Here is a 15639-nt window from a genome sequence, read left to right as displayed (position 1 = left end):
CCAATTGGAAAAAAGAATGCGACAATTAGACCATTTGTAGAGACGCAATTTCTCGCATCTTTACCCAAAGATATGTTGCAATCATTAATTGAATTGGTATTAAGTAGCTATTTTGGAGTTTGTAAACAATGCTTACTAGTCCTTCTCGTCCTTGGCAGTTATTAGTAATTTCTGCAAAGACCGACTCAGAACTAAAAACTGCTACTGTCAACCTTGCAGATTACTTGAGACAGCATCGTGACTTTAACCTTGCGGATATTGCTCATACATTGCAACGCGAACAAGAGGTTTTTAAGCATCGGCGGATGGTTGTTTGTCAGGATATTGAAGATGCTCTAGTTGCACTTCAAGATTCAAGGCGAGTGCTTACCAACATCCAAGAAACAGAAGAACGTCCTATAGCCTTTATGTTTCCTGGACTTGGTACTCATTACGTCAACATGGCTTGGGAAATTTACCAAGTCGAACCGGTATTTCGCGCATCAGTTGACTACTGTTGTGAATTTCTCAAACCCCTTCTTGGTCAAGATTTGCAAGATGTAATCTATCCACACAGAGCTTCTCAACAAGACCAGCAGTCTTTGAGAGAAGATTCTCCAGGTTTGGACTTGCGAAAAATGTTAGGTCGCAGCCAGACACAAGCGGACGCAAAGATGGTAGCTGCTAAATCTTTACTCAATCAAACTCACCTCGCTCAACCAGCCATTTTTGTAATTGAATATGCCTTAGCAGAACTATTGATATCCTGGGGAATTCGTCCGGCGGCAATGATTGGCTATAGCATTGGTGAATATGTAGCAGCGACTTTAGCAGGGGTTTTATCTTTAGAAGAGGGTTTAACGCTAATTGCTGCAAGAGCGCAAATAATTCAAAAGTTGCCAGGTGGAGCAATGCTTGCAGTTCCACTTTCGCAAACAGAAATATCTCCCCTACTTAATGATAAACTCTCACTCTCTGCGGTCAATGGACCATATATGGGTGTAATCGCAGGTGAAACCAATGCTATAGAAGTTTTAGAACAACAGTTAACACAAAAAGGTTTAGCTTGTCGCCGTCTGGATACGTCTCATGCTTTTCACTCTCAGATGATGGAGGGTGCTACCTCTGATTTACGTGAGTTGGTAAAAACATTTAACCTGCAAGCACCAAAAATTCCCTATATATCTAACGTTACAGGAACTTGGATAACAGCAGCAGAAGCTACAAATCCCGATTATTGGGTTAAGCATCTTTGTCAACCTGTGTTGTTTGCTCAGGGTATGCAGGAGTTGTGGAAACAACAATATCCTATTTTGTTGGAAGTAGGCCCTGGACAAACTCTAGGTAGCTTTGCGCTGCAATGTATAGAAAATAATTTAGCAGTTAGTCAAATTATCTTACCCTCTCTGAGATATTCTTACGATAATAAACCAGACTTAGCATTCTTACTTAAAACATTGGGTAGGCTTTGGTTAACAGGAGTGCAAATAGATTGGGCGAAATTTTATGTACATGAGCATCGTCATTCCATTCCTTTACCTGCCTCTCTTTTTTAATCCAAAAACTACCTTAAATACAATAATATCCAAAGGGAGATGAGTTGAAATTATGAATATTCAAACAGTAGGTGTTGTTGGTGGAGGAGTAATGGGAATAGGGGTTGCACAAAACCTTGCTCAAACAGGTCATCAAGTAATACTCGTAGATATTTCGGAAAATACCCTGGATAAAGCTAAACACGAAATCAGGAATAATATCCGCTTTCAGGGTTTTTTCAAAAAAAGTGACAAAACAGAAACTCCAGATAGTATCCTCGACAAAATAGAGTTTTCTACAAACTATAAAATGTTAGAAAATTCAGATTTTATAGTCGAAAATGTCACAGAAAAGTGGGATATTAAAAAAGAGGTATATCCTTTACTAGATTCTATCTGTCCAACAAATTGCGTATTCGCCGCTAACACATCAGCAATTCCCATTACCCAGATTGCTTCAGTTACTAAGCGTGCTGATAAAGTTGTTGGTATCCACTTTATGAATCCTGTATCAATGAAGCCGATGGTGGAGATGATTCGTGGATATCATACTTCTGATATGACAATTGAGATAGCAAAAAAAATGCTAGCTCAGATGGGTAAAGAATGTATTATTGTTAATGATTCACCGGGTTTTGTTTCTAACCGGGTGTTGATGTTAACTATTAACGAAGCTGTTTTTCTATTGCAAGACCAAGTTTCTACAGCAGAAGATATAGACAAAATCTTTAAAAGCTGTTTCGGTCACAAAATGGGGCCTTTAGAAACAGCAGATTTGATTGGTTTAGACACCATTTTATTTTCTATCGAAGTCTTATATGAAAGCTTTAACGATAGTAAGTATAGACCATGCCCCTTACTCAAAAAAATGGTAAATGCTGGGTTACATGGTAGAAAAAGTGGTAAAGGATTTTACGCATATCATTAAATAGGAATAATCAAGACAAATGAACGAAATTCAAGCTAAAATCAAAAGCTTTCTGGCAAAATTTTTCGGCAATCATGATTTACAACCAGATGAAGATATTTTTGCGATCGGGTTTGTCAATTCTATGTTTGCCATGCAACTTGTTTTGTTTGTAGAGCAGGAGTTTCAGATTACCATTGAAAACGATGATTTAGAATTTGAAAATTTTCGCACAATCAACTCTATCGTCAATTTAATTGAACGTAAAACTACTATTCTTGTGCATTAATCAAATATACGTTGCCATTTTTATGGCATAAATGATATTATGAAGCTAGAACTATCTACCCAACAAAAAAATTATCAAGCTAAATTTAGAGCTTTTGTTAATGAGGAAATATGTCCTAGTGCTGGGGAATGGGATAGAAAAGAATTTACTCCGCCAGAACTAATTAAGAAAATCACCGAACATGGTTTTCTCGGTGCCATATTACCCCAGGAATATGGTGGTAAAGGAATGGACATGATTACTTATGGTATTCTCAACGAGGAAATTGGACGGGGATGTTCTTCTGTGCGGAGTTTGCTCACAGTTCATAATATGGTTGCTTATGCTTTGTGTAAATGGGGAAATAAGTCTCAAAAAGAGTATTGGCTGCCCAAATTTGCATCTGGAGAAATCATTGCTGCTTTTGCACTAAGCGAACCTCATGTAGGTAGCGATGCCAAAAGTGTAGAAACAACAGCAACCCTTGCAGGTGATGCTTATATCTTAAATGGGCAAAAGAAATGGATTACCTATGGACAAATAGCAGATGTATTTTTGGTTTTTGCCAAATGTGAAGGTAAACCCACTGCTTTTTTAGTTGAAAAAAATAGCCCAGGACTTTTAGTCAAACGAATGTCTGGTATTTTAGGTATTAGGGCTTCAATGTCAGCAGAATTGCTGTTTAATAATTGTCACGTTTTTTCAGAAAATCTAGTAGGTAAATTAGGATTTGGATTTTCCTACATTGCATCTTCTGCACTTGATTATGGTAGATATAGCGTAGCATCGGGTTGTGTAGGTATTGCTCAAGCTTGTTTAGAAGCTTGTATCAAGTATACAAATGAACGAAAACAATTTGGTGTTTATCTGAAAGAACATCAATTAATCCGCCAAATGATTACTCAGATGATAACTAAAGTGAAAGCAGCAAGACTGTTATGTTATCAAGCTGGTTATCTCAAAGACATTAACGACCCCAACTCGATTATGGAGACTTCTATTGCAAAGTACTTTGCATCGACAGTGGCTACCAAAATAGCAAATGATGCCGTGCAAATTCATGGTGGCAATGGTTGTAGTAGTGAGTACCCAGTTGAAAGGTATTTACGAGACTCTAAAATTATGGAAATTATTGAAGGTAGTACTCAAATTCAAGAAATTACTATCGCCGAATCAGGTTATCAGGATTATCTTTTTTAAATATTCCTATTGGCTTAAAAAAATCTAATTTTCAAATAATATTATTACTCTCGCACGGAAACAAACTGAGCTTTTGATTTAGCTACGAGCTATTAGCCAAGAACTCATAGCTGATAGCTAATAGCTGACCGCTCAAAGTAATAAATAACCGAAGAGAAAGGGTTTAATATATGATTAGCATTAAAGAACAAGATGTAAATAGTAAAGAGAAAGATAAAAAAGTTATTAAATGTGTCGTTTGGGATTTAGATAATACTTTATGGCAGGGAGTTTTGCTGGAAGATGAGAAAGTTTATCTGCGAGAAAATATAGTAGAGATTATTCAGATTTTAGATAGTCGTGGTATACTTCAATCTATAGCTAGTAAGAATGAACCTGCTACAGCAATAGCCAAACTAGAAGAATTTGGTTTAAAAGAGTATTTTTTATATCCACAAATAAACTGGAACTCTAAAGCATCTTCTCTCAAAGAAATTGCTAATTTGCTTAATATTGGGATAGATGCGATCGCTTTTATTGACGATCAATTATTTGAATTAGAAGAAGTAAAATTTTCCTGCCCAAAAATCCTGTGTATTAATGCTGATGAAATAGGGTATATTGTCGATATGCCAGTCATGAATCCTCGTTTTATTACAGAGGATTCAAAATTAAGGAGGCTAATGTATCTTAATGATATAGAACGAAATAGTTTCGAGAAACAATTTATTGGAACTCAAGAAGAATTTTTAGCTACACTCAATATGACTTTCACTATCTCTTCTGCTCAAGAAGATGATTTACAAAGAGCCGAAGAATTAACAATAAGAACAAATCAATTAAATACAACTGGTTATACATACTCCTATGACGATCTAAATCAGTTTCGTCAATCTGATAAGCATAAACTGTTAATTAGTGGTTTAGAAGATAAATATGGTAATTATGGAAAAATTGGGTTAGCTCTTGTGGAATGTGAAGAAGTTGTGTGGACTCTAAAACTTTTGCTGATGTCTTGTCGTGTTATGTCTAGAGGTGTCGGCACAATTATGCTAAATCATATTATGAAATTGGCTAAAAACAATAATGTTCGTTTGCGGGCTGAGTTTATTTCAAATAATCGGAATCGCATGATGTACATCTCTTATAAGTTTTCAGGTTTTCAGGAAATGGATAAAAATGGAGATTTGCTAATTTTAGAAAACGATCTAAGTCGAATACAGCCTATCCCTGAGTATGTGAATGTCAAAGTTATAAATTAAAAAATATTGCTGGTTTTTGTAGTTTGACAGGGGAGATTATGGACAAAAAAAAAGATGAAATTTCAAAACGACGGTCAAAGCTTTCACTCGTGCAGCAAGAGTTTCTCAAAAAGCGGTTACAAGGTGAAATTCACTCTGACTTTCAATTAGAAGTTATTCCAAGACGTTCCCAAATAAGTCCGGCTCCCCTGTCCTTTGCTCAACAACGCTTATGGTTTTTGTCCCAGTTAGAGCCAAACAGTCCTTTCTACAACATCCCTGCTGCTGTTCGTTTACGGGGACAATTGAATCTAGGAGCATTGCAACAAAGTTTCAACGAAATTATCAGTCGCCATGAAGCGTTGCGAAGCAATTTCCAAACTAGAGAAGGGCAAGCAATATCTGTCATTTCTGAAACGGTGCCCTTAATATTACCAATATTTGATATTAGCGAGCTACCTTTAAATCAACAAGAAGCTGAAGTCAGACAACAGGCTTCCCAAGAAGCACAAAAACCTTTCGATCTCAACAGCGACTTATTACTGAGAGCAAAGCTGTTGAGACTTAGTAAACAAGAATATATATTATTACTGACAATGCACCACATTGTCTCTGACGGTTGGTCGATAGGTGTTATGGTGCGCGAATTAGCAACGCTTTATCAAGCCTTCTGTAATGGACAACCCTCACCGTTACCTGCACTACCCATACAGTATGTAGACTTCGCGGTTTGGCAAAGAGAATGGCTGCAAGGAGAAGTACTCGAAACTCAGATATCTTATTGGCTTAAGCACTTAGAGAACGCACCAAAAGTATTAGAGTTACCTACAGATCGCCCAAGACCAGCAATTCAGACTTTCCGGGGTGCAACCTACTCATTTAAGTTATCAAAAGAATTATCTGCATCCCTAAATAAATTAAGTCAGCAGCAGGGAAGTACTTTATTTATGATCCTGTTAGCAGGTTTCCAAACACTGCTATGGCATTATACGGATCAGGAAGATATTGCGATCGGTTCACCGATCGCTAACCGCAACCGAACAGAAATAGAAGGGTTAATTGGATTTTTTGTCAATACCTTGGTATTGAGAACTAACCTGGCAGGAAATCCCAGCTTTGAAGAGCTACTAAAAAGGGTGCGGGAAGTAGCATTAGGAGCTTATGCACATCAGGATTTGCCTTTTGAGTTGTTAGTTGAGCAACTGCAACCACAGCGAGACTTAAGCTATACACCATTATTTCAAGTGATGTTTGTGCTTCAGAATGCACCGATGTCTGCGTTAGAGTTGCCTGGTTTGACTTTAACTCTTTTTGAAAGCAATAGTGATAGTGCCAAGTTTGATTTAACCCTACAAATGACAGAAACAGAGGAGGGACTAGTTGGAAGCTTAGAATACAATACTGATTTATTTGAAGAAAATACGATACATCGAATGGTGGGTCATTTGCAAACCTTGCTTGAAGGTGTTATTGCTAATCCACAGCAACATTTGTCGGAGTTACCACTGTTGAGTGAATCTGAACGGCATCAGTTGCTTGTAGAGTGGAATGATACTGAGGTTGAATATCCTCAACAGCTATGCATCCATCAGTTATTTGAAGCGCAAGTAGAACGCACACCTGATTCTATAGCAGTAGTGTTTGAAGACCAACAGTTGACCTATCGGGAATTAAACACCAAAGCAAATCAACTAGCGCATTATTTACAAACTTTAGGAGTAAAACCAGAAGTATTAGTCGGGATTTGTGTAGAGCGATCGCTCGATATGGTCATCGGACTATTAGCAATCCTCAAAGCGGGTGGTGCGTATGTACCTTTAGATCCGATGTACCCACCGGAACGTTTGGCCTTCATGCTAGAGAATGCCGATATATTCGTTTTGTTGACTCATAAACGGCTAGCAGAGCGGTTATCGGAGTACAAAGGGGATGTGATTTGTTTCGACGCAGATTGCGAAACCATTGCCCAAGAAAGCTCAGAAAATCAAGTCAGTGGTGTCACACCAGACAATTTAATGTATGCGATCTACACCTCTGGCTCAACAGGTAAACCCAAGGGTGCAGGAGTCTATCAGCGAAGCTTTGCAAACCTGATGAATTGGTTTGTGACGGAATTCGATTTTACCTGCAATGACCGTGTTTTACTAATATCTTCTTTGAGTTTTGATTTGACGCAGAAGAATATTTATGCCCCTCTTCTCGTTGGAGGTGAGTTGCACCTTTTATCATCTGGATGCTATGACGCTGCACAAATCGCTGAGTCCGTTTGTAACAAACAAGTGACGTGGCTCAACTGCACTCCGAGCGCCTTTTATCCATTGATAGATCAAGGTGATAAAAGCTTGTGCATGAAGAAGACGTTGAAGTATGTATTTTTGGGTGGTGAACCGATTTCAATCTCTAGGCTCAAGGTATGGCTGGACTCTATTCCCTGCAAAACACAAATTGTCAACACTTACGGCCCGACCGAGTGTACAGACATCTGTGCCGCTTATCGGGTTGCTCAACCAGAACAATGGCTAGAAAAATTAGTACCGATTGGGAAACCGATCCATAATGCCAAAGTATACATATTAGATGAAAACCTCAAGCCTTTGCCTGTGGGTATGGTCGGCGAACTATATGTTGGTGGTGAAGGAGTCGGACGAGGATATATCAATAATGTTGATCTGACTTTAGCTAAGTTTGTTTCCGATCCTTTCAGCAACAAGCCGGGCGCACGCCTATACAAGAGCGGGGATCTAGCTCGTTATTTAGCAGATGGTAATATCGAGTACCTTGGACGTATCGATCACCAAGTAAAAATACGCGGTTTTCGCATTGAACTCGGCGAAATTGAAGTAGCGATCAACCAATACCCAGCAGTAAAAGAAACTGTAGTTGTAGTCAGCGAAGAATCGGTAAATTCTAAACGTTTAGTCGCCTATATAGTTCCTCAAAAAGAGCAAACACTGGCAATTCCTGAACTACGTAGCTTCTTAGAGTCAAAGTTGCCACCCTACATGGTACCATCTGCTTTTGTCAGCCTAAAAGCGTTACCATTAACACCTAATGGCAAGATCGATCGTAAGGCACTACCTGTACCAGATACAGCAAGACCTGAATTAGGCAAAGAGCTAGTAGCACCTCGTAATTTTCTAGAAACCAAGCTGGCTGAAATTTGGACAGAAGTGCTTGGTGTGGATAAAGTGGGTATTTTCGATAACTTTTTTGAGTTAGGTGGTGATTCCATCCTTGCCATCGTAGTTATCACCAGGGCCAACCAGGCTGGTCTAAAACTGGCAGTTAAACAGTTATTTCAACATCAAACAGTTGCTGGTTTGGCAAGTGTGGCAGTTGCGAAAAAGGTACAACAAGCTGAACAAGGACTGATTACAGGTTTAGCTTCTCTAACACCAATACAATACTGGTTTTTTGAACAGAATCTACTCGAACCCCACTACTGGAACCAAGCAGTCTTACTAGAAGTTAAACAAGTTCTTGACCTAGCTGTATTAGAAAAATCCGTACAGCAACTGCTGTTACACCATGATGCTCTCCGCTTACGCTTTGAACAAACAGAGTCTAGCTGGCAGCAGGTTATAGCCAGTCCTGATGCAGAAGTACCCTGGATACACTTGGATTTCTCTGCCCTATCAGCAAGCGAACAAGAACTAGCTATCGAAACAGCTGCTACCAAATTACAAGCGAGTCTTAATCTCTCAACAGGCCCATTGATCCGAGTTGCTCTGTTCGACTTAGGGCAGCAACCAAGCCATTTGCTGATAGTCATTCACCATTTAGCCGTAGATGGCGTTTCTTGGCGGATTTTACTGGAAGATTTGGAAACAGTATACCAACAGTTAAGTCAAGGCAAAAAAGCGCAACTGCCAGCAAAGACAACTTCGTTTAAATATTGGTCGCAATGCTTACAGGAATATGCACAATCAGCTACCCTCCAGCAAGAATGGGACTATTGGCTGAGTCCATCTTGGCAGGAGGTTGCTCCTTTACCAGTCGATTTTTCTGACGGCGACAATACTGTGGAGCAAGTTCGGAACATCTCAATTTTTCTGACTGTGGAACAGACTCAAGCCTTGCTAAAAGAAGTACCAAAAGCTTACAATACACAAATTAACGATATTTTGCTCGCGGCATTAGTACAGGCTTTTTCTCAATGGACTGGCAATAGTTCTCTGTTGTTGGCTCTGGAAGGTCATGGGCGGGAAGAAATTTTCGATGATGTAGATTTTTCACGCACATTGGGTTGGTTAACCTCTATTTTTCCTGTACTATTAGATTTAGGAAAAACGTCTGATCCCGTAGAGGCGTTGAAAGTGGTAAAAGAGCAGCTGCGGGGCATTCCAAATAAGGGAATGGGCTATGGTGTCTTACGTTACTTAAGTCATGATACTACGAGAGTCGAGGCACTGCGATCGCTTCCCCAAGCTGAGGTCGTCTTCAATTACTTAGGTCAGTTCGATCAAACATTTTCGGACTCATCAATATTTAGAATCTCTCAGAAATCCCAAGGACAAACGCGCAGTTCGGGGAACCAGGAGACTTATACGCTAAATATCAATGCTTTGGTAATTGATAACCAGTTGAGAGTGAATTGGGCGTACAGCGAAAAAATACATCGACGAAGTACTATCGAACGATTAGCGCAAGAGTTTTTAGAAGCATTGCAAGTACTCATGACTCATTGTCAATCCCCTGAAGACAGAGGATATACACCTTCTGATTTTCCAGAAGCAGATTTGATTCAACAAGACCTCGATCGGTTTTTAGAGAAAATCAACCGAGGGAGTAAAAATAAAACAAGATGAAAGAAGATATCCAAGATATATATCCACTATCTCCGATACAGCATGGTATGCTTTTTCACAGTTTGCACGCTCCGGAAATGGAGCTATACCATGCACAGTCTGTCTACACCTTTAGTGGCAATTTGAACCTTGCGGCTTTTGAATATGCTTGGCAGCAAGTAGCAACCCGACACACAATGTTGCGTACTAGCTTCTATTGGGAAGAATTGGATAAACCACTACAAGTTGTGCATCGCCAAGTAGAAGTACCTGTAGAATATCAAGACTGGCAGGAAATCAATCCATTAGAACAGCAAGAGCGTTTACAGTCTTTTCTCAACAGCGATCGCCTGCGGCGTTTTGATTTTTCCCAAGCACCTCTAATGCGTGTGGCCATCATCCAGATTCAAGAACACGCTTACTATCTTGTTTGGAGTAGCAGCCTGATCGTTCTTGATGGTTGGTCATATCCATTGGTATTAAATGATGTGATTGAAATTTATGAAGCTTATTGTCAGGATAAGGATGCATCCTTAGCAGATGGCAGTTGCTTTAAAGATTATATCAAATGGCTCAAACAGCAGGATTCATCAAAAGCAGAGGAGTTCTGGCGACAGCATCTTCATGGAGTCAAAGAGGCCACTCCTTTAAGGAATTTAGAGTCAAACAACTTATCTCACTTAGAACAACGGTACGAGGATATAAAAATCAGTCTATCGGAAGCAACGACAAAAAATCTATATTTATTAGCAAGACAGCATCACCTCACTATGAGTACCCTCGTTCAGGGAGCTTGGGCTATACTTCTATATCACTACAGTGGCAAAAATGATGTAGTCTATGGCTGTACTACTTCTGGCCGTCCAGTAGATTTAGAGGGTTCGGAGTCAATGGTAGGGGAAATGGTTAATACCTTACCAGTAAACATCAAGGTAAATATGCATGAGTATTTATTACCTTGGCTTCAGCAATTGCAAAATCAGTTAATAGATATTCGTGAATATGAATATTATCCATTGGTAGATATTCAAAAGTGCAGCGAAGTTCGGGGTAACGTAACCTTGTTTGAGAGCATAGTGGTGTTCGAGAACCAAAAAACAGGTAAATTTCTGGAAGAATGGGGGAGTCTAAACATCTCTGAGAAAACTGAATATTACAAAACTAACTATCCTCTAACTATAGTTGGGTATCCTGGTTCAGAACTGACGATTGGAATTAATTATGATTTTCGCCGCTTTGATGGTGCAACAATCAGTAATATATTAGAGCATTTAAAAATATTGCTCGAAGGCGTGGTGACGAATCCTCATGTACGTCTTCAGGAGTTATTGTTACTTACTGAGCAAAAACCCCATATTAAATTATCAATGTTAGAAACAGAAATGTCGTCATTGGATTTTGATTTTGTTTCCACCACTTAAATGGCTAGATAAAACTTAAACAATCAAAGTTAACAAAAAAATACCAAATTTAATTTCCAGCATTTTGATCTTGATTTATTTGTAATTAGAGAAGACGAAGGGGTTTTTGGCTTTTAGCGATCGCTCCTATAGACCCGAAGAGTCTTTTGAAGGAAAACCCCAAATTCAGCAATACCAGATTAATTAATGTATTTTGTAATTCAAATAGAAAACTCATGAATATATTTGAAAAGCGTGAATCAAACGTCAGAAGCTATTGCCGCAATTTTAGGGCCATCTTTCATAGAGCTAAAGGTTCTATAATTTATTCTGAATCAGGTGAAGAATATATTGATTTTTTAGCAGGAGCAGGTGCTTTAAATTATGGACATAATCACGACTATATCAAAGAAAAGGTGATCTCATATTTAGATGCCGATGGAATAACACATGGTTTGGATATGTATACTGCGGCTAAAGAAAAATTTTTAGCCAAGTTTGATGAGGTAATACTAAGTTCAAAAAAACTAGATTATCGCATTCAATTTTGTGGACCAACAGGAACAAATGCAGTTGAAGCTGCTTTAAAATTAGCGAGAAAAGTAAAACGAAGAACAGGTATATTCTCCTTCATGGGAGCATATCATGGAATGACTTTAGGGAGCTTGTCGATTAGTGGCAACATCGGAATTAGAGCAGGCGCAATTGGTACATCAAGTAATGTAAATTTCATGCCTTATCCTTATGGATTCATGGAAAGTTTTGACACAATAGAATATATAAATTCTGTTTTAAATGATGTCAACTCCGGACTTGAAAAACCAGCAGCAATAATCTTTGAAACAGTGCAAGCTGAAGGTGGGGTTGTTGTAGCTCCCATTGAGTGGATGCAAAGACTAAGAAGGTTATGTGACGAGAATGATATTTTATTAATCTGCGATGATATTCAGGTTGGCTGTGGTCGAACAGGCTCTTTCTTTTCCTTTGAAAGAGCAGATATTATTCCTGATATGGTAGTACTTTCTAAATCTATTAGTGGGTACGGATTTCCAATGTCACTATTATTAATTAAACCAGAATTGGATATATGGGAACCGGGTGAGCATAATGGTACTTTTCGGGGTAATCAATTGGCATTTATAGGAGCAACAGCGGCTCTAGAGTATAGAGAAAGTAGCAATCTCCAACAGGATGTCAAAGCCAAAGAACTTTTTTTGAAAAATTTTCTTAATCAAGAAATAGCACCAATTAGTGAAAATATAGCAATACGTGGAATTGGTATGATTTGGGGTATCGATTTAAAAAATTTTGGCGGCAATAGTTTTGCTAAAAGTATAACATCGCGTTGTTTTGAGCTAGGATTAATAGTTGAACGCGCAGGTAGAAATGATACTGTAATTAAAATTTTGCCACCTTTGGTAATTGATATGTCTACCTTAGAAAAAGGTTGTTCAATTATCAAAGAAGCTTTTAATGACTGTATGTCAAATTAAATTGGCATAATAGTATTCATAATTCAGTAAGTAGTTTGTTATCAGGAAAACAATATGAGTACAAAATCACACTCAAATGACTTATTGTCTCAAAAAATTTATTGGATAAATAAGTTATCAGGGGAACTACCAGAAACAAATCTAATGCTGGACTATGTAAGACCTTCATTTCCTACTGATAGAAACAAATCTCTTAGCTTTGATTTATCAAATGACTTATCTAAAGCAATCATTAAGCTAGCTAAAGGTTCTTATTTTTCAACGTACTTGATATTAGTGTCTGCATTGAATATATTACTACAAAAATATACTCGAAATAATGATGTTATTATTGGAATACCTATATATGAAGAAAATTGTACAGGTTGCGTAAATAGCAAAGTCATTCCCTTGCGTACTCAGGTAACACATCAACTTTCATTCAAAGATTTTATTTTTGAAGTAAAAGATGCAATTATCGGTGCTTTTAACAATCAAAACTATAATTTTAATGAGTTAATTAAGTTGTTAGAGCTATCAACAAGCCCTAATCGTTGTCCAATTTTTGACATAGTAGTTTTATTAGAAAATATTCATAGTAAAAAAGATTTAAATCAACTTAATAATGATATAACAGTTTGTTTTTCAGTTAATGGTGAAGATATTATTATTAATGTTGAGTATAAAGAACATCTTTTTCAAAGTGAAAATATAAAATTGATGATTAGGTATTATGCTAATGGTCTTGAAAGTATTATCAAAAATGTGAATGATAAAATATCAGATATTCTTTTTTTGAAAGAATCTGATACACACCAGTTATTGAAACAATATAACAACAATACTAAAAAATACCCAGTCGATCGGACAATAAATCAATTATTTGAAGAACAGGTATCTCAAACTCCAAACAAAATAGCTGTGGTTCACAAATTAACTAAATTAACCTATCAAGAAGTAAATATAAAAGCTAATCAAATAGCTCGATTATTGCGGAATATAGGAGTTTCTAAAGGAGACTTTGTAGGAATTTTTAAAAACCGCGATATCAATTTTTTGATTGCTATTCTTGCTATCCATAAGGCAGGTGGGGCATATGTGCCGATTGATAGTACTTATCCACCGAATCGAATTAAATATATGCTATCTAATAGCGAAGTTAAATTTATATTAACAGATTGTTCGCTATTAAATTCCTTATCAGAATTGGTAGAAGATGATTCAAAATTATCATCTATTATTTGTTTAGATGATGTCTTGAATAAAACTAAACTAGGGGCTAATAAAACAGAGCTTAAAATATATAGCAAGTGTGATTTTGAACCGCTACCTCATGACAATTTAGAACATCTGAATGATGCTGTGACTCCAGCTTATATGCTTTATACTTCAGGCTCTACAGGATTATCTAAAGGGGCAATTATTAGACATGATGGTGCAATAAATCATATTTATGCTCAATTTGATGAGTTGGAGTTCAGGTCGGAATTTTGTTTTCTCCAAAGCGCTCCTTCTTCAACAGATATTTCTGTATGGCAATTTTTGGCACCACTTTTAATTGGTGGAAAGACTATAATTGTAGATATCGAAACTGTTGCGATTCCCGAACAATTATTTGCAGTACTTAAATCAGAACAAATTACTGTTGTTGAATTAGTACCAACATTATTTGGAGGGTTACTTGAATATACTTCCCAATTACCAAACCATGAACGGATATTACCAGATTTAAAATGGATGATATTATCAGGTGAATCTGTATCGGTTAAATGGGTAAATAAGTGGCTTGAGATATACCCCCATATCAGAATTGCTAATGCTTATGGTCCTACCGAAGCTGCTGATGATATCACCCAGTTTATCGTTAACAAGCCTTTGCCAGAAAATCAGCGAACAGTTCCAATTGGTAAACCATTAGCAAACTTAAATCTCTACATTCTGGATGAAGAAATGCAGCTATTACCCATTGGTGTTCCTGGAGAAATCTGTGTATCGGGAATTGGTGTAGGTGATGGGTATTGGAAAAACGAAGAAAAAACCAGTTTAAGCTTTGTTCCTAACCCGTTTACAGATACCATAAACAGCCTACCTGGTAATCGCAGGGATTTAATTTATAAGACTGGAGATTTAGGAAGGTGGCTGACTGATGGGAACATCGAATTCCTTGGACGTATTGACCATCAAGTGAAGATTCGTGGTTTCCGGGTTGAACTTGGAGAAATTGAGACATTTTTAGGTCAGCACCCGAATGTACGTGAAAATGTAGTTGTGGTTCAACAGGAGCAAGCAGATAACGTGCAATTAGTTGCCTATGTGGTTGCGAAGACCGAAGTAGTTCCTAGTATTAGCGAACTCCGTAGCTTCTTGAAGGGAAAATTACCTGACCACATGATTCCTTCTGCCTTTGTAGTACTGAAAAATCTACCGCTAGCACCAAGCGGTAAAGTAGACCGTAAAGCTCTGCCTAAACCAGATAATCTTCGCCCAGAACTAGAAACAGCTTACGTGTCACCGCGAAATGAGATCGAGCGGACGGTTGCTGAGATTTGGCAAAAAGTACTTAAGGTGGAGAAAGTTGGCATTAAAGATAACTTTTTTGAACTCGGTGGTCATTCGCTAAATGTACTTCAGGTTTATAGCAAAGTGCGAGAACTTTTGAAAGCGGATTTAGCTATAACTGACCTTTTTAAATATCCGACTATAAATTCTTTATCACAGTATTTAACTCAAAAAGATAATAGTGATGAATTATTTGCATCTGAAAGTAATCAAATCAATGAAAATCTAGAAGCTGGTAAAGCTAGATTAAAACAAAGCCGCTTACGAAAGAAACAACAACTTATTTAAAAACGAATAGAAAATTAATTAAAA

Annotated in this window: 9 protein-coding genes; all 9 read left to right on the top strand. The window is 37.6% G+C overall.

Annotated features, from left to right (window positions below; translation table 11 throughout):
* The first annotated feature begins 128 nt into the window (after positions 1 to 128).
* The 9 genes from NSTCB13_RS07715 (at position 129) to NSTCB13_RS07675 (ending at position 15615) form a co-directional block, all read left to right on the top strand.
* A complete protein-coding gene (locus NSTCB13_RS07715) occupies positions 129 to 1535 on the top strand; it encodes an acyltransferase domain-containing protein (RefSeq protein WP_448271860.1) in 1407 nt (468 codons plus the stop codon).
* Positions 1536 to 1587: 52 nt separating this feature from the next.
* Entirely contained in the window at positions 1588 to 2442 is an 855-nt protein-coding gene (locus NSTCB13_RS07710; RefSeq protein ID WP_448271859.1) for a 3-hydroxyacyl-CoA dehydrogenase family protein, read from the top strand.
* 19 nt (positions 2443 to 2461) lie between these two features.
* Positions 2462 to 2710 (top strand): acyl carrier protein, encoded by a 249-nt coding sequence (locus NSTCB13_RS07705; RefSeq protein WP_448271857.1) that lies wholly within the window; start codon positions 2462 to 2464, stop codon positions 2708 to 2710.
* A 39-nt stretch (positions 2711 to 2749) separates the two neighbouring features.
* Positions 2750 to 3889, top strand: coding sequence for an acyl-CoA dehydrogenase family protein (locus NSTCB13_RS07700; protein ID WP_448271856.1), 1140 nt, complete (start codon positions 2750 to 2752; stop codon positions 3887 to 3889).
* 170 nt (positions 3890 to 4059) lie between these two features.
* A complete protein-coding gene (locus tag NSTCB13_RS07695) occupies positions 4060 to 5130 on the top strand; it encodes an HAD-IIIC family phosphatase (RefSeq protein WP_448271855.1) in 1071 nt (356 codons plus the stop codon).
* 38 nt (positions 5131 to 5168) lie between these two features.
* Positions 5169 to 9917: an amino acid adenylation domain-containing protein gene (locus NSTCB13_RS07690; RefSeq protein ID WP_448271854.1), complete on the top strand. Its 4749-nt coding sequence runs from the start codon at positions 5169 to 5171 to the stop codon at positions 9915 to 9917.
* Positions 9914 to 11317, top strand: a complete 1404-nt coding sequence (locus NSTCB13_RS07685; protein ID WP_445629014.1) for a condensation domain-containing protein — start codon at positions 9914 to 9916, stop codon at positions 11315 to 11317. The genes NSTCB13_RS07690 and NSTCB13_RS07685 overlap by 4 nt, the downstream gene beginning before the upstream one ends.
* A gap of 215 nt (positions 11318 to 11532) precedes the next feature.
* Entirely contained in the window at positions 11533 to 12789 is a 1257-nt protein-coding gene (gene ectB, locus NSTCB13_RS07680) for a diaminobutyrate--2-oxoglutarate transaminase (RefSeq protein WP_445629013.1), read from the top strand.
* A 54-nt stretch (positions 12790 to 12843) separates the two neighbouring features.
* Positions 12844 to 15615, top strand: coding sequence for a non-ribosomal peptide synthetase (locus NSTCB13_RS07675; RefSeq protein ID WP_448271853.1), 2772 nt, complete (start codon positions 12844 to 12846; stop codon positions 15613 to 15615).
* The last annotated feature ends 24 nt before the right edge of the window (positions 15616 to 15639 follow it).

This window comes from Nostoc sp. DSM 114160 (assembly GCF_053470305.1).
This window is presented reverse-complemented; position numbering and strand designations above follow the sequence as displayed.